13 protein-coding genes and 1 riboswitch are annotated in these 17,321 nt (G+C 37.6%); of the genes, 12 read left to right on the forward strand and 1 reads right to left on the reverse strand.

Annotated features, from left to right (window positions below; translation table 11 throughout):
* The first annotated feature begins 8 nt into the window (after window positions 1-8).
* Window positions 9-213, forward strand: a riboswitch (cobalamin riboswitch).
* Between the two features lie 17 nt (window positions 214-230).
* The 8 genes from EV201_RS00130 (at window position 231) to EV201_RS00165 (ending at window position 10,996) form a co-directional block, all read left to right on the forward strand.
* Window positions 231-2,213, forward strand: coding sequence for a TonB-dependent receptor plug domain-containing protein (locus EV201_RS00130; protein ID WP_130305384.1), 1,983 nt, complete (start codon window positions 231-233; stop codon window positions 2,211-2,213).
* A 10-nt stretch (window positions 2,214-2,223) separates the two neighbouring features.
* Window positions 2,224-3,309: a YncE family protein gene (locus EV201_RS00135; RefSeq protein ID WP_130305385.1), complete on the forward strand. Its 1,086-nt coding sequence runs from the start codon at window positions 2,224-2,226 to the stop codon at window positions 3,307-3,309.
* A 232-nt stretch (window positions 3,310-3,541) separates the two neighbouring features.
* The gene (locus tag EV201_RS00140) at window positions 3,542-5,179 is read left to right on the forward strand and encodes a dipeptidase (RefSeq protein ID WP_130305386.1); all 1,638 of its coding nucleotides are present in this window, start codon (window positions 3,542-3,544) and stop codon (window positions 5,177-5,179) included.
* A gap of 361 nt (window positions 5,180-5,540) precedes the next feature.
* The gene (locus EV201_RS00145; RefSeq protein ID WP_130305387.1) at window positions 5,541-6,668 is read left to right on the forward strand and encodes a Re/Si-specific NAD(P)(+) transhydrogenase subunit alpha; all 1,128 of its coding nucleotides are present in this window, start codon (window positions 5,541-5,543) and stop codon (window positions 6,666-6,668) included.
* Window positions 6,669-6,678: 10 nt separating this feature from the next.
* Entirely contained in the window at window positions 6,679-6,993 is a 315-nt protein-coding gene (locus EV201_RS00150) for an NAD(P) transhydrogenase subunit alpha part 2 (RefSeq protein WP_129254981.1), read from the forward strand.
* Window positions 6,994-6,999: 6 nt separating this feature from the next.
* Complete coding sequence (locus EV201_RS00155; protein ID WP_242610434.1) at window positions 7,000-8,442, forward strand: NAD(P)(+) transhydrogenase (Re/Si-specific) subunit beta; 1,443 nt, start codon at window positions 7,000-7,002, stop codon at window positions 8,440-8,442.
* Window positions 8,443-8,478: 36 nt separating this feature from the next.
* Window positions 8,479-8,931, forward strand: a complete 453-nt coding sequence (locus tag EV201_RS00160) for a DsrE family protein (protein ID WP_242610435.1) — start codon at window positions 8,479-8,481, stop codon at window positions 8,929-8,931.
* 151 nt (window positions 8,932-9,082) lie between these two features.
* Window positions 9,083-10,996 carry a S9 family peptidase gene (locus EV201_RS00165; RefSeq protein ID WP_130305388.1) on the forward strand — a complete coding sequence of 638 codons (1,914 nt, stop codon included), beginning with the start codon at window positions 9,083-9,085 and terminating at the stop codon, window positions 10,994-10,996.
* 67 nt (window positions 10,997-11,063) lie between these two features.
* Here the strand turns inward: EV201_RS00165 and EV201_RS00170 are convergent, their stop codons facing one another.
* Complete coding sequence (locus tag EV201_RS00170; protein ID WP_207224354.1) at window positions 11,064-12,707, reverse strand: AMP-binding protein; 1,644 nt, start codon at window positions 12,705-12,707, stop codon at window positions 11,064-11,066.
* Window positions 12,708-13,096: 389 nt separating this feature from the next.
* On the opposite strand from EV201_RS00170, the gene EV201_RS00175 reads away from it, so the two are divergent.
* From EV201_RS00175 to EV201_RS00190, 4 genes are all read left to right on the forward strand, one after another.
* The gene (locus EV201_RS00175) at window positions 13,097-13,492 is read left to right on the forward strand and encodes a hypothetical protein (RefSeq protein ID WP_130305390.1); all 396 of its coding nucleotides are present in this window, start codon (window positions 13,097-13,099) and stop codon (window positions 13,490-13,492) included.
* Window positions 13,493-13,686: 194 nt separating this feature from the next.
* On the forward strand, window positions 13,687-14,130 hold the full coding sequence (locus tag EV201_RS00180) for a DMT family transporter (RefSeq protein WP_165389544.1): 444 nt from the start codon (window positions 13,687-13,689) through the stop codon (window positions 14,128-14,130).
* 237 nt (window positions 14,131-14,367) lie between these two features.
* The gene (locus tag EV201_RS00185) at window positions 14,368-16,203 is read left to right on the forward strand and encodes a sensor histidine kinase (RefSeq protein ID WP_130305392.1); all 1,836 of its coding nucleotides are present in this window, start codon (window positions 14,368-14,370) and stop codon (window positions 16,201-16,203) included.
* Window positions 16,204-16,485: 282 nt separating this feature from the next.
* Window positions 16,486-17,307: a ZIP family metal transporter gene (locus EV201_RS00190; protein WP_278043085.1), complete on the forward strand. Its 822-nt coding sequence runs from the start codon at window positions 16,486-16,488 to the stop codon at window positions 17,305-17,307.
* Window positions 17,308-17,321: the final 14 nt, after the last annotated feature.

A 17,321-nucleotide genomic window follows, 5' to 3' on the forward strand; every position in this document is an offset into this window, starting at 1 on the left:
TTTTTTTATACATTTGCAACGTAATTGGTTCTCGTGAATCTGATTTTTGTCAGATAGAGATGAAAAGGGAATCCGGTGTGAGTCCGGAGCTGTTCCCGTAGCTGTAAGCTCAGAAAAAAGCTTTTTCACCACAATGCCACTGTTCGCCCAGGCGAATGGGAAGGCCGGAAAAGTTGAGTAAGTCAGAAGACCTGCCAATGCAAACTTAATTTTCAAAACATTCGGAGAAGATGTTTGGAAGACGATCGAATTTTTTATTTCTATTGGTCTATCCTGGTGTTTTCTTCTTTATCAGATATAAGATGAAGTTGAAATTTTTATTTGTGCTGTTAGGAAGCTTTGTAAGCTTATGTGGCTGGAGCCAAACTGTTGGGATCGATACGATTCAAATAAAGACCGTTGATATTTTGGCGCCTAGACTTCAGCATTTGTCTACTACTGAAAAGAAAGTGCAAATTGATTCAATTCTCATTCAGAGATATGGAGGAAGTGATTTGTCTAGCCTGCTTCAGAAAACTTCATTGGTAAATATTTCTTCAAATGGTTCATTGGGAGCTCTTTCAACAGTGGGGATGAGAGGTGCATCTGCGACTCAAACTTCAGTTAATTGGAATGGTATTCCAGTTAATTCGTTGACTACTGGTTCTGCTGACCTATCATTAATAAATGCTGGTTCTTTTGATAATGTTCAGGTGGTGTATGGTGCTACAGCATCCTTATACGGATCTGGAACTCTAGGTGGAGCTATTGAACTTTCGAATACTCCGGATTGGAAGAATAAATCTTCTGTTGGATTAATGTCTGAAATTAGCAGTTTCTCAAATTACAAAACTAAGCTTCACGGGAAATACTCAAATAAATGGATTTCCTATTCAGGACAAGCCTTTTTTCAGTACGGAAAGAATGATTTTACTTATACGGACAAATATGATTTTGGCTCACCCACTGAACGATTAAACCATAACCAGAACAGAGCTTTTGGAACCATCCAAAACTTGCATCTAAATATTAATAAAAATTACGTCGATTTGGGTGTTTGGTATCAAGTTAAAGAAAAGAATATTGCAGGTTTGATGGGGATAGGGAAACCAGTTAGTTTTCAAAAACAACGCGATTCTTCTTTTAAGGCTTTTGTGGGGTGGAAGAAGCTAATGGGTAAATTTAGAGTGGAAGCTAAATCGGCATACTTAAGTGATTATTTAAAATACACAGATAGAGGAAGTGCAAACAATACAGGCTACAAAGTTTTTTCAGAAATAGAATCAAAGCGCTGGTTAAATGATATGAACCTTAGATGGTATTTATCCGATCAGTGGAGTGTTGATGTAAATGGTAAATATAATTGGTTGAAAGGAATTACAAACAATTATATAAAGGATATCACCGAGAATGAATCACGATTAATGATTGCTGCCAAGTATACTCCGCAAATAGGAACTTTTATTTTTACTTATGGTAAGGAATGGAACTCAGAGGTAAATCCTCCTGATATGTACTCTTTAAGTTACTTAGTTCATCTTGTATCCAATCTTATAGATGTTAGAGGGAAGGCTTCGACTCATTATAGAAGACCAACTTTTAATGAGCGTTATTGGATTAATGCTGGAAACCTCAAACTGAAATCTGAAGAGGGATGGAATTACGAATTAGGTTTGGTTATGCTTAGTCAAAACGTTTTGTATGGAAGTCTTACTGTAGACTTGAATTTGTATAGGGCTCAAAATGATAATTTAATTGTTTGGAAACCGGTACATGGAACAGTTTGGAGTCCTGTAAATATTGGAAAGTCTCTTATTCAGGGAGTAGATATTGAAGCTACACATTTATTGGATGATATGAATTATAGCATAAGAACGTCTTTAAAATACGCTTATAATGATGCTTATGACAATGATAAGGAAGGTGAAAAATATCAAGAAACTCTAGGATATCGACCACATCATCTAATTAAATTTTCTTCTGATTATTTTAGAGGGAATTGGAACCTTGGAATTCTATCTACATTTCGCTCTGAAACGAATACATGGGAAGGTGATAAGGTTGATGAAAATGTACTCGTAGATATGAGTGTTGGCTATCGCTTTAACACAAAATTTGCAAATGTTAGGCTAACAGGAAGAGTAGAAAACCTGTTGGATAAATCATATGAAATTGTTAGGTTTTACCCCATGCCTGGCAGAGCTTTTCATTTTGGGGTAAATATAATTTTTTAATTAATTAACTATGAAAAAGGTTTTAAGTCTTGCGTTGGGATTATTGATTGCAAGTTTCTCATTGGTATCATGTTCTGATGATGACAATAATGAGATTCCTAGATTAAAAGGGAATTTTGTGTTAAATGAAGGAAGTACTAATGGATCAATTAGTTTAATTGATACGGAAGATAAGGTAACTCTTAACTACTTTGAGGCCGTTAATGGTATCCCATTGGGAAAATTCCCACAGTCGATGGCAATGAATGATAAATATGTATTTATTGTCGTAACCACAGATTCAGGTGCAGGTTATGTGGAAGTTGTAACAGCATCAGATTTCAAGCATTATGCGACTATTGAAGGACTTTCTTATCCAAGAGAAATTGCTATTGATGGTAATAAAGCATATTTATCGAATGGAACAGGAGTTACAGGTACTTATCCAAATCAAGTAAAACAGAATAATGAGATTCATGTTATCGATTTAAATACAATGGCCATTACTTCTGAAATAGCTGTAGGAGCAGGTCCAGAAAAAATAATCATCTCAGGTGATGAATTATATGTTGCAAATAGTGGTGGATGGTCGAATGATGATAATACAGTTTCTGTGATTGATCTTGATACTGATAAAGTGATTAAAACCATTACTGTTAAATCTTGTCCAAAGGATATGGTTAAGGATGCTAATGGAGATATTTGGGTTTATTGTTCAGGTGTAGCGGATTATTCAAGCTGGCCAAATGTAGCTTATACTAACTCTGGTATTTCTAAAATTGATGCTAATACACATGAGGTAACATCATTTGCATTAACAAGTTTAAGTACAGCAGGAATCAAAAATATTGCGATCAGCAAAGATAAGAAGACTGTTTATTATATGTCAGATGCTGTTTATGCAATGAATATTAATGATACTGCTTTACCAACAACAAAATTTATCGATGCAACATTTTACGGAATGGATGTAAACCCTAAGAATGGTAATCTTTGGATGTGTGCAGCGGTTGATGCAACAACTTCAGGTAAAGTTATTGTTTATTCAAATAAGGCTGAAAAGTTGAAAGAATTTACAGTTGGAAGCATGCCTAACTCAACAACGTTTAGCAACTAGTACAATAAAACTCATTTCAATATATTAGGGAATTTCCACAGGGAGTTCCTTTTTTTATATCCTCTAAAGGCTCATCTCTCTATTCAATTTTAGAGTTGAATAGGAGTGGTGCATCTTTCTCAAGATTATAATGACTTTTGTTATGTGTTTATAGGCTCCCTTTTTATAAATTCGAACGGTCTGGATCACGACAACCAACCGATCTGGCAAACTTAAACTCAATCAAATACCTATGAACAAAACATTTTTATTTTTCTTAATTGTACTTTTTCAAGCGACTTCGATTACGAATGTTTTCGCCTGTACAAATTTTATAGTCACCAAGGGAGCATCTAAAGATGGCTCTGTGATGGTGGTTTATACCTGTGATGGGGAGTTTCATCCCCGCTTACGAGTTGTTCCGGCAGCCGATTACAAGCCCGGTGAAATGCTTCAAATTAAAGATTGGAGTGGCAATGTACTTGGAGAAATCAAACAAGCTTTGCATACTTATGCCATTGTTGGTCCGCATATGAATGAGCATCAGGTCTCTATAGGAGAAACAACATTTGGGGGAAGAGCTGAGTTGGTTAACCCTTCGAATCTACTGCATTACTGGACCTTGATGCAACTGACTCTTAAACGATCAAAAACGGCCTTAGAAGCTGTGAAAACCTTGACTGCATTGGCAGAGGAATATGGCTATAAGAGCGAAGGGGAGTCCTTCTCGATTGCTGATCCGAATGAGGCTTGGATTCTTGAGATGATTGGCACTGGTAAAAAAGGGAAAGGTGCCATATGGGTTGCCAGAAGAATCCCTGACGGCTATGTTTCAGCACATGCCAATAAATCAAGAATTGGAGAATTTCCATTAGATGATCCCGAAAATTGTCTTTATTCGAAGAATGTGATAGACTTTGCCATCAAAAAAGGCTATTACAATCCCGAATCCGGAGAGACATTTCGATTCAATGAGGCGTATGATCCTTCTAATCCCTCAAACTTGAGATATTGCGAATCACGAGTTTGGAGTTTGTTTAACAGATGCGCACCTTCCTTGAAATTATCAACGGATTATCATCGGGGTGTTGAAGGGGCCGATCGATATCCCTTGTGGATAAAACCGGATTCAAAGCTGGATGTTGATGCCGTTTCCTATCTGATCAGAGATCATTATGAAGGAACCGAATTTGATATGACAAAGGGCATTGAAGCAGGTCCATTTGGGAGTCCTAATCGTTGCCGACCACTCGTGCTGGATGTAGATGGAAAAACCGCTGTTTGGGAACGCCCCATCTCGACTCGTAATACAGCTTTTTCTTTTATTGCTCAGTCTCGATCGTGGCTGCCTAACGAAATTGGCGGCGTTCTTTGGTATGGTTATGATGATACCTATTACACCTGTTATACGCCTGTTTACTGTTGTACTAAGGAGATACCGGATGTTTGGAGTCAGGGAAGTCTTGATAAATTCTCGTGGGATTCTGCTTGGTGGATCTTCAATTTTGTCTCTAATTTCTCTGACTTGAGGTATTCTGATATGATTCAAGATATTCAAAAGCTACAAAGAGAACTGGAGCAGAAGTTCTTTGCATATATTCCTGCTATGGATAAGGCGGCAGGCGAGTTGTATAAAGTCGACCCGAAACTGGCTGCGAATTTTCTTTCCGATTTTTCCAATGATCAACTCGAGATGGTTGCTGAAAGGTGGAAGACATTAGCTGAACATTTAATCACCAAATACAATGATGGTTACATAAAAGATGAAAATGGGAATGCTCAAACTGTTGGTTACTCTGAGGAATGGCTTAAGAAAGTTATGAAGGATAAGGCAGGTCATTTTTTACCTGTTTGGGAGAAAGAAAAAGCGGTTGAACCCAGTAATTATTAATAGCAATTAGCTGACGCAATATATCTATCTTGAAGAAGGGACTTTCACTAGAAAGTCCCTTCTTTATTTGTTGAGTAATTTAAAAATACCAAAATGTAGGGATTTTTAATATTTTGATGATAATGGGCGAGTATTTATGCTTGTATTCTAATTTTTATATTTAGATTTAATCTAAATAAAGAATCGATTAAAGCTGTGCAATAAGGAGAGAGAAAGTTTCTTTTAGAAACTTGTTTTGTGAAAAGTTCATAAGAGTAATTTTAATTGTGGCTATTATGAACTATATTTATTGGACAATGCTTTATAAATGAAGCGATTCTACTGTGGAAATATCAATCGGAATTAACTATAAACAAAGCCTATGATTTTAGGATTATTGAAGGAGCAAGGCGCAGAACAACGCGTGGCTCTCTTACCGGAAATTGTCTCAAAGCTGGTTCAAGCAAAAGTGGAGGTTTATGTAGAGAAAGATGCGGGTGTATCTGCTTTTCAAACCAACGAAGCATATGAGAACGTTGGGGCAAGTATTTTAGATCGAACTGAACTTTTAAAAAAGGCCGAGGTTCTTGTTCAGATTGGCGAACCGGGCCTCGAACTCATCAAACAATTGAATGACAAACAGATTTGGATCAGTCAGTACAATCCCCTTTGGAATACCGATTTGGTAAAAGCATTCCTTGCGAGTGGCGTAACCAGCTTTAGTATGGATTCTATTCCCAGAACAACTCGGGCTCAGTCTATGGATGTACTCTCGTCAATGGCCACGGTTGCGGGGTATAAAGCGGTGCTACAGGCAGCCAATGAGCTACCTAATTTTTTCCCCATGTTTATGACAGCTGCTGGGACCATTCGTCCGGCTACGGTTTTGATTCTTGGAGCCGGAGTTGCTGGTTTGCAAGCCATCGCTATTGCGCGTAAGTTAGGCGCTCAGGTTGAAGCTTTTGATGTTCGGGCAGCTGTTAAAGAAGAGGTGAACAGTCTTGGAGCTAAATTCGTTGAGGTCGAAGGGGCAATTGACGATTCAGCAGCGGGAGGTTATGCTGTTGAACAAACGGATGAATTCAAAAAGAAACAGCAAGAAGCCATTAACGATCATGCAGCCAAAGCTGATGTGGTGATATGTACGGCTCAAATTCCCGGAAGAAAGGCGCCACTTTTAATTCCTACCGAAGCTGTTGAACGCATGCGCCCTGGTGCTGTGATTATCGATTTGGCAGCTTCGACAGGAGGAAACTGTGAGCTGACCCGAAATAATGAGACCCTGGTTCATAAGGAAATTAAGATTATCGGACAGTCAGATTACCCATCCTTAATGCCTATTGATGCCAGTAAGATGTTTGGAAAAAATGTGTTTAATTTCTTACAACTCTTAATAAACGAAGAGGGAGGCCTAAACCTGAATTTTGAGGATGATATCGTTAAAGGAACTTGCATTACGCATCAGTCCGAGATTTTAAACGAACGTGTCAAATCAGTTGTTGAATCATAAATCAGATTAAATGGAACAAATATTAGCATACTTTTTTACATATAAGGAGGCAATCTTTATCATTGCTCTATCCATTTTTGTGGGGATTGAAGTTATTTCCCACGTCCCATCAGTTCTTCACACACCTCTCATGTCGGGGGCCAATGCCATCAGTGGCGTCATTATTATTGGCGGTATTATTTTGGTTGGTCATGCTGATACATCGACTTTGTCGCTGGAACTCATACTCGGCTTTTTCGCTGTTATTTTCGCGACACTAAATGTTGTAGGAGGATTTGTTGTAACAGACCGCATGTTGGAAATGTTTAAAAAGAAGAAAAAATAGGACGATATGGAACAAGTTATTGGAAATTTAAACGGTATTGATTTTACCCTGGGCGAATCAATACTCGAACTGAGTTATTTAATTTCAGCTCTGCTTTTTGTTTTTGGATTGAAGCTTTTATCTCATCCTGAAACGGCCAGACGGGGAAATTTTTATGCGGGATCAGGTATGGTTTTGGCCATGTTTACCACTTTGCTTTTGCATAAGGATTCGGGAGGAAACGGCATTGCATTGACCAACGTTTGGATTATTTTATCGGCATTAACCATAGGCTCAGTTATTGGCTGGGTGGTTGCCCGACGGGTTAAAATGACAGCTATGCCGCAATTGGTGTCCTTTTTTAATGCTACGGGTGGTGCGGCTTCGGCTTTGGTCGCTTTGCTCGAATTCCCAAATGCGGACATGGGGAATTATGAATCTGTTTTAGTTACCATTCTGGGTTTAATTATTGGTAGTGTTGCTTTTAGTGGTTCTATGATTGCCTACGGCAAGCTTGATGGCAAGGTGAAGGATATCACTTCCGGAATGATGACTTATATCAACTTACTTCTGTTGGTGGCTGTTGTGGCTCTTTCAGCTTATATCATGATTTCAGGTCAAACACCCGAACAACTTAAGTGGGCCATCTATTTACTATTGGGTATTTCTTTATTCTATGGGGTCATGTTTGTGATGCCGATTGGAGGGGCTGATATGCCTGTGGTGATATCTTTATTGAATAGTTTTACGGGAATCGCAGCAGCTATGGCTGGTTTTATCTACAGCAATCAGGCGATGATTTTGGGTGGTATTCTTGTTGGTGCTGCGGGTACCATTCTGACTTTATTGATGTGCAAAGCCATGAACCGCTCCTTGATGAATGTTATTATTGGAGCTTTTGGAGCAAGTGGCGCTGCGGCTGCTGATAAAGAAGGTGGTGTGATGAAGGAAATCAGTTTGAGCGATGCGTCTATTTTACTTTCCTACTCAAAATCAGTTGTAATTGTTCCCGGTTATGGACTGGCTGTTGCACAGGCACAGCATGTTTGCCATGAGCTGGAAGAGCTTTTGAGTGGGAAAGGGGTTAATGTTCGTTTTGCCATTCATCCAGTTGCGGGGCGTATGCCGGGACATATGAATGTGCTTTTAGCCGAGGCCGACGTACCTTATAACCAGTTGGTAGAAATGGATAATATCAATCCAGACATGCCAAATACCGATGTGGTGATGGTTATTGGGGCTAATGATGTGGTTAATCCGGCTGCCATTAATGATCCCGGGAGCCCAATTGCGGGAATGCCTATTATTAACGCGTATCAGGCTAAAAATATCATCGTGATGAAAAGAGGTAGAGGTAAAGGTTATGCGGGTATCGAGAATGAATTGTTCTTTGGTGAAAAAACCCGTTTGCTTTTTGGTAATGCTAAAGACAGTCTACAGAATTTAGTGAATGAAATTAAGAGTTTGTAGTTTTAATTTTCAATTATATCATTAAAATAAACCGCGATGAAACAGAAGTTATTTGTGAGTATTTTACTGAGCTTGTTTTTGACCATGCCTATACTTAAGGCCTCTGAGCCAGAGACTGAAAGTGATTTTTTTAAAGATAAGACAGAGATGAAAGAAGCAGATAAGTTAGTTGTTGTTTGGACCAGTGGCGATAAGGATGTTGCCATGAAAATGGTGTTTATGTATACTTATAATGCTAAGAAACAAGGCTGGTGGGATGACGTCACTCTTCTGGTTTGGGGCCCCTCTTCAAAACTGCTTTCCGAGGATAAGGATTTACAAGATTATGTGAATAAAATGCTTGATGCTGGTATTCATGTGATGGCTTGTAAAGCTTGTGCCGACCTGTATGGCGTTGCCGATAAGTTGCAAGCCTTAGGTGTAACAGTGAAGTATGCCGGTCAGGATCTGACGAAGTTTATTAAAGAACGGAAAGTTGTGACTTTTTAAAAAATAATTCAACTCCCGGGGCTAACGATTCCGGGAGTTTCTTTGTTTATATAATTGGATTAGATGTTCTGTATTAGGCTTTTATTGATTAATAAATATTATTGTTGTAAATTAAGGCTTCAATAATTTATTAATCACTAATAGAGTCATTATGAAAATTAACATCACACATTTGTGTATTCCCGTGTTAGCTATATTCATTTTTGCCTGCACACCCAAAGAAAAAAAAGTAGAGCGCCCTCCTAAAATTGCTCTGGAAGACTTTTTTAAGAACCCACCCAAAACCTCTTATCGAATTTCTCCGGAAGGAACAAAGTTTTCGTATCGTGGTCCATACAAGGATCGTATGAATATTTTTATTCAAGAAATTGGCAGTGAGGAAGCTGTGCAAATTACTTTTGAAACGGATCGTGATATTGCAGGTTATTTCTGGGCTAACGATAATCGTATTCTGTATCTAAAAGATAATGGAGGCGATGAGAATTTCAAATTGTATGGGGTTGATATCGACGGAAAGAACCCGGTTTGTTTTACCGATTTTGAAAATGTTCGTGTTGGCATAATCGATCGTTTGGACGATATTCCTGATGAGATTATCATTTCCATGAATAAGAGAAACCCACAAGCTTTTGATCCTTATCGTTTAAACATTGTGACGGGTGAATTGACCATGCTCTATGAAAATCCAGGGAATATTACCAGTTGGATGACTGATCATGAAGGCAAATTACGTGTTGCAACGGCTGTAACAGATATGGTGAATACCACTGTTCTTTATCGTGATACTGAAAAAGATAAGTTTAAGCCAGTGATTACGACCAGTTTTAAAGAGAGCATGTCGCCTCAGTTTTTCACCTTTGATAATAAAAAACTGTATGCCAGTTCTAATATTGGACGCGATAAGGCCGAAATTGTCATTTTTGATCCTCTTACTGGTAAGGAGACTGAAAGTTTATTTGCCAACGATATGGTGGATGTAGAAGGTTTGGCGTATTCGAAGAAACGTAAAGTGCTTACCAAGGCGATTTATACAACCGATATGGTTAAGTTTAAGTTTTTTGATAAGGAAAGCGAAGACATGTATAATCGTGTGAAGAAAGAGTTACCTGATTATGACTGTTATTTTACAAGTAGTAATACCAATGAAGATAAGTTTTTGGTTCGTACTTATAGTGACAGATCTTTGGGGGCTTATTATATCTACGATAAAAATACCGATGAATTAAAATTGATTTCAGAAGTGAGTCCATGGATGAATGAATCTCAAATGGCTCCTATGAAACCGATACAATACACCAGTCGGGATGGGAAAACCATTCATGGTTATCTGACGCTTCCTGTGGGTGTTAAAGCTAAAAATCTACCTATGGTGGTTAATCCTCATGGTGGACCTTGGGCAAGGGATAATTGGGGGTTCAACCCTGAGATTCAATTCCTGGCTAATCGGGGTTATGCTGTTTTACAGATGAACTTCCGAGGTTCGACAGGTTATGGTCGTGAATTCTGGGAGTCCTCATTCAAGCAGTGGGGCCAGAGCATGCAGGATGATATTACCGACGCTGTACAGTGGGCGATTGATAAGGGCTATGCTGATAAAGACCGTGTTGCAATTTATGGTGGTAGTTATGGTGGTTATGCCACTCTTGCAGGATTGGCTTTTACACCAGACTTATATAAGTGTGGTGTGGATTATGTCGGTGTGAGTAATATGTTTACTTTCATGAATAGTCTGCCTCCATATTGGGAGCCTTACCGTCAGATGCTTTACGAAATGGCTGGCGATCCAGTAAAGGATAGTTTGATGCTTGCTAAAGTTTCTCCGGTTTATCACGCTGATAAAATAAAAGCGGCTTTATTTGTTGCACAGGGCGCTAATGATCCAAGAGTTAATCTTGCAGAATCGGATCAAATGGTTGCTGCAATGAAGGCTCGCGGAATTGATGTGGAGTATATGGTGAAGGAAAATGAAGGCCATGGTTTTAGAAATCAGGAAAACCGATTTGATTTTTATCGCGCTATGGAAAAGTTTTTGGATACTCACCTGATGAATGAAAAACAGGACTAGTTTAATAAGAATGAAAATGCCCAAACTTAAGGTTTGGGCATTTTTTATATCTGGTGTTTTTAATTTTCTAGTAGTATAAAAAACGTTTGATCTTATGTGTTGCTGTTTTTTGGAAAGGATGTGTCTGAGCGATCACCATCTGGACCTGTGAAAACTTGTTGACTCTAGCATTTACATATTCATGCAGCTCCTTCATCAATTCATCAATTTGTTGATCGACGTAATTTTCCACATCTTTTTTAAGTGTTTTGTATTGTTGTTCCAGCTCTTCGTAATTGAAGTGAACCATAGCAACCAATTTCCCTTTTTTCTCGATAACAACAGATTCAACTACATGTTTGAAATTGTTGATGACCGACTCAATTTCTTCAGGATAAATGTTTTCACCACTGGCTCCTACAATCATATTTTTTAGTCGACTCTCAATATAGAGGTAATTGTTTTGGTCCATTCTTGCCAAGTCACCGGTTCTAAACCAACCATCCTCAGTCATAACTTCTTTGGTTTTTTCGGGATCTTTAAAGTAACCCAACATCACATTATCACCTTTGGCCCAAACTTCTCCAATTTGAGTATGAGGATCAGGATTATGGATCTTCAGTTCAATTCCAGCCAAAGCAGGGCCTGTAGATCTGTATTGGGTATGTGCAACTCCAATACCTGCAAGCAGAGGAGAGGTTTCAGTCAGCCCATAACCAATGGCGTAAGGAAACTTAGCTTCACGTAAAAATTGTTCGATTTTGTCGCCCAATTTTGCTCCGCCAATACCAAAGAAAGTCAGTTCGCCACCAAAGGTTTCCATTAATTTTTTTCCAGCTATGGCATTCAGCCTTTTTCGGAAAAATGGAATCTTATAAAGATTTCGAGTGATGGCTTTCCCATTGATTGTAGGCAGTATTTTACCCTTATAAATTTTCTCAATAATCAGAGGAACTGAAAACATGATCGTTGGTTTGACCTCCTTTAAGGCAGATATCAACAATGATGGAACAGGTGCTTTCCCCAGATAATAAATGCAGGAACCCGCTAACATGGGAATGATAAATCCCAAGGTGTTTTCGTAGGTATGCGATAGGGGCAAAATGGATAGGAAACGATCGGTTTCATCGATGGGATGAAGCTGTCGGGCACTTGTCGCATTTGAACAAATGTTTTTGTGCGAAAGCATCACACCCTTTGAACTGCCTGTTGTGCCTGATGTGTAAATGATAGCTGCCATATCATCTTCTGCAACTTGATAGGTTTTATCCGGAGTAGCAGAGGCATCATACTGAGCTGTATTATTGTTGGCGTTGATTAGTTCAAAGTTTTCAACAGCAATAGTGTAATCAAGAGTGTCAATATTCAAGTCCTTAATTTTTGCAAATAGAGCTTTTGACACAACGATTGCTTTCGATTCAGAATGCTTTAAAATGTTTTCAATTTCCATGACCGAAAAATCGGGCAGAATGGGAACAACAACAGCCCCCATAAAAGTGGTGGCATAATAGGTAATCCCCCAGTTGGGCATATTGCTGCTTAAAATCGCAACTTTGTCCCCCGGTTTAATTCCTAGCTTTTCGTAAAAAGCAATAAGGGTTTGTATTTTTGAGTTGACTTCTTTGTAGGTAATAGGTGACTGTCCTACAAGTGCCATGGCATTTGAGGAGCCAAACTTTGCAACTGTTTCCGAAAAAAGTGAAGGAAACGTTAAGTTATTATATGGTTTCATTATGCTTGATTTTTAAAGGTGTTGTGTGGCTTGGTAGGCCTTCTAATGCACAAACACAGCCTGCAATTTAATGAATTTTTGAGATACCTTGTCATTTTACCCAGTTTGCTTTTATCTGGAAATGAGGATAATCTTCAAAAAAACAGATGATGAATGCATAACCCGTTTATACATATGTTGTTCCAGATGCTTTTATGATGTGATGTATGCTTGTTTTTATTATCGAAATAAATCTATAAATAAGGCGTTTTAGAGCTCTTATACAGTGACTCGTTCACATATTTTAGTTTTCATATTAATTATGCGATATAAAAATATCTGTTATTTAACGCAACCTATTTCATCGATTTACGTCTACATTATGCAGTTAAAAGTGAAATAGTCTTCTAATGAAAAAATTACTAACAGTTTTTATCTTGATGTGTTTCTTTACATCCTGTTCTGATAAGGATGAGAGCCGTTTGGTTGTATCTGAACTGGTCAGCCGTTGGAAGTGGGTGGAATCATCAGGTGGAATTGATGGCAGAACTGAAACACCGGAGTCTACAGGCAAAGAAATTACTTTGATCTTTTCTCTAAATACTTATCAGCAATACGTAAATGACGAACTGGAACTTGAAATGACTTATCATTTGGAGGAAGCTGAGTCTATGATTTTTGGTGAAAAAAGGTTGATGATTGTTTACGAGAATGGACGGAGACAATCTTTTGACCGCTGCGATGGCAAGTTGATCTTATACGATGAGTGTTTTGATTGTTTTACCAGTACCTATATTAGGTTTTAGGTGTTTCATGAACTTAACAAACAAAACAGCCTTATTATATGCTTTCTTTGTATAATCTAAGACGTCTGTACTTAAAAGTTTAGGCGTCTTTTTTATGCCTAAAAATCAAATTCAAATTTCAATTCTTCAGACATCTAAAATTCCATTTTTTAATTTGGAAAATACGTATGTTTGTACTCAAATTTAGATATACAATGAGATATTTTTTGATGTTATTGGCCCTGATTGCGGGTTGTTTATTACCTGTTCAAGCAAGTATAAATGCTAAATTGGGATCTTTTTTGAAAGCCCCTCTTATGGCAGCCCTGGTCAATTTTATGGTGGGTGGTTTTATATTACTGATGGTTATCATTGGAACAAGAACTCCTAATAATATCATGCAGGCTGTAAAAGAAGCACCTGTTTATTCCTGGATTGGCGGTCTGATGGGCTGTATTTACGTAAGTTCTATCATATTTCTGGTTCCCCGATTGGGCGCAGCCCTGAGCTTTGGTTTGATTGTTGCCGGACAGCTGGTCTTTTCTATGATATTAGATCATTATGGCTTATTTGGCGTTCCTGTTCAACCTGTAAACTGGGGGCGTATTCTTGGTATTCTTCTCATATTTGCTGGCATATTTCTGATTCAAAAGTTTTAATTGTATTGGTTCTACTTCAACAAATTTAGATTGATCTATTTATCTTGAAAATAGTCTGTCTAAATTTTTTCGTTTCCAGAATTCAGTTAGGTTTGTTCAAAACTAAAAATTATACAGCGTTTATTCAGGAATATCGATGTCTTATATTTGCCCTATTGGCAGGTGAAATTCTAGTTGAACTTTGGTCGTTTCTTTTTATATTAGTTATATTAAAAGCTTAATCCACTTCTACACGATATGATCTCTAGATTAATCAAACACCTTTCTGAAAGTATTGATAAAGGCCGGTTTACAACTGCTCTGAATACAGTCCTTGTTTTTATTCCCGTTTTTTCAATTATTTTAATTGTGACAACACTTATTTTGAGGACACAAGAAAAGATGGAACTGAAATTGGTCAGGAATGCTGAGGAGAGTATTGTTGATACCAAGTTTAAAAGTGTTGAGTCAGCAATAAATCATGTTATCAATGATTTATTTATCCTTAAATCAGAGACACATATACAGGAATTTTTGGCTGATGCTGAACCTGACATTATAGAGGATTTATCTCAGGATATGCTTAATATCGTTAAGTATAAAAAAATATACGATCAAGTTCGTTTATTGGATGAGAATGGTATGGAGATCATTCGGGTAAACTACAATAAGGGAAATCCGACTATTGTTTCTAAAGAGAATTTGCAAAGTAAAAGCAACCGCTATTATTTTACTGAGGCAATTTGCTTGAGTGAGAATGAGGTTTTTATTTCACCACTTGATTTAAATATTGAGAATAATCAGATAGAACAGCCACTTAAACCCATGATTCGCGTTGCAACTCCTGTTTTTGATCAGGCAGGAGTTAAACGTGGGATTTTGTTATTCAATTTCTTTGGGCAAACAATCTTGGATGCTTTTGATAACTATTCAGATTTAATGGTTAACAACAAGCTAATGTTGTTGAATGCAGAAGGCTACTGGTTGAAAGGGGAATCAGCTCAGAATGAGTGGGGCTTTATGTATGAGGATAGAAAGGATATCAAATTTTCAAATCTGTATAAGGATGCCTGGAATAAGATAATGAGCAAAGAGTCTTTTCAGTTTGAAAATAATGATGGCTTATTTACATTTCAAACCATATATCCCTTAATGGGAGGACTAAAAAACGATAGTTCGGAAAAAACATTTGTGTCCAATGAATCAGACTTGCTTTCAAAAAGCTATTATTGGAAAATTGTTTCTTATGTTCCTTCTGAAATTCTTTATGCCAAGCAAAATAAACGTCGTATCTACGTTGCTTTTTTATTGGTTATAATTTCCGCAAGTCTGTTTTTAATATCATGGAAATTGGCAAAGGTTAAAGCATCCAGAAAAAAGGCTCTGCAGTTACTGAAAGTAAATAACGATACAAAAGATAAGTTTTTTTCTATAGTTGCTCATGATTTAAAAGGTCCTTTTAATGCCTTGTTGGGTTTTAGTGATTTGTTGATGAGTGAAGTAAGAGAAGAAGAAAACTCAAGTATTAATGAGTATAGTACAATAATTCATTCAACTCTGAAGAATACCTATGATTTTCTAATCAATTTATTGGATTGGTCAAGGTCGCAGACAAACGGAATTGAATATGAGCCCGAAGTGTTCTTTTTATCTGACTTAGTCGATGAAATATTTGCCTTACTTAAACTCCAGGCCGATAAAAAGGAGATCCGGATGGAGAACATCGTTTCGGATCAATTAAAGATTGTAGCAGATAAAAATATTTTAAGTGCCGTCATTCGAAATATTGTAACCAATGCTCTAAAATACAGTAATAGTGGAGATGCTGTTAAAGTTTCAGCATCAATTAAAAATCATCGCTTATTCTGCTCAATTTCCGATAATGGTGTTGGAATTGATAATGAAACCATTGATAAACTCTTCCATTTGGATTCTAACAGAAGTACATTAGGAACAGATAATGAAAAAGGGACAGGGCTGGGTTTAATTCTTTGTAGGGAACTTATAGAAAAGCACAATGGTCTAATTGGTGTTGAAAGTGAAATCGGTAAGGGCTCTAACTTTTGGTTTGATATTCCTCAGCCTATTAAATAAGTAGCTCAGTTATTGATCGAAAATGTGTTTTGAAACCACCAACGCCACAAAATCCAACTTAAGGAATAATCCCCCAATATAAGTATGATAGAACTCGAAGGCTTTTGTTTTATAAAATAACGATATATACTGTTTTGTATTGAAATTACAATACAGGCTTGCTGTTGTTGAAATTCATGAGGTTGAGTCTTGTGTGTAACACAAAAAAGAAGAGGATTTAACGGCATTGTATCATATGAATGAAAATTCGTTTATTTTTGTTCTACTAAAAATGAATAATATATGAATATGGAAATAGATTGGTTATTAGATTATAATCCTGTGTTACTGGCATTGGGAGCAACGCTTTTTACCTGGTTTGTAACAGCATTAGGTTCTGCAATGGTTTTCTTTTTCAAATCGATTAATAAGAAAGTCCTAAATTCGATGCTGGGTTTTGCTGCCGGCGTCATGATTGCAGCCAGTTTTTGGTCTTTGCTTAAGCCAGCTATTGAAATGTCTGAAGCTAATGGTACGACATCATGGATGCCTGCAGTGGTCGGATTTTTAGCAGGGGGTGCATTTTTGTTTATGGTGGATAAGATTTTACCCCATTTGCATATGGGTTTATCAACAGATAAAGCAGAGGGGATTAAAACTACCTGGCAAAGAAGTGTATTACTTGTACTTGCCATTACCTTGCATAATATTCCGGAAGGTTTAGCCGTTGGTGTTGCATTTGGAGCGCTAGCCAATAACCCGGATGCGGGTATGCTCGCAGGGGCGATTGTTTTAGCTATAGGAATTGGTTTGCAAAACTTTCCTGAGGGAGCTGCCGTTTCAATTCCTTTGCGACGAGAAGGATTTTCAAGATTAAAAGCCTTTAATTATGGGCAACTTTCGGGTATTGTTGAACCCATTGCAGGTGTTATAGGTGCGTATTTGGTATTGACAATAACGCCTTTGTTGCCTTATGCGCTTTCGTTTGCGGCAGGAGCCATGATTTTTGTAGTTGTTGAGGAATTGATACCTGAATCTCAAACGGGAAATGAGACCGATTTATCTACAATTGGAGCCATGCTTGGTTTTGCAACAATGATGTTTTTAGATGTTGCTTTGGGGTAATCGTTATACGATGT

It is taken from the genome of Ancylomarina subtilis (genome assembly GCF_004217115.1).
Lineage (GTDB): Bacteria > Bacteroidota > Bacteroidia > Bacteroidales > Marinifilaceae > Ancylomarina > Ancylomarina subtilis.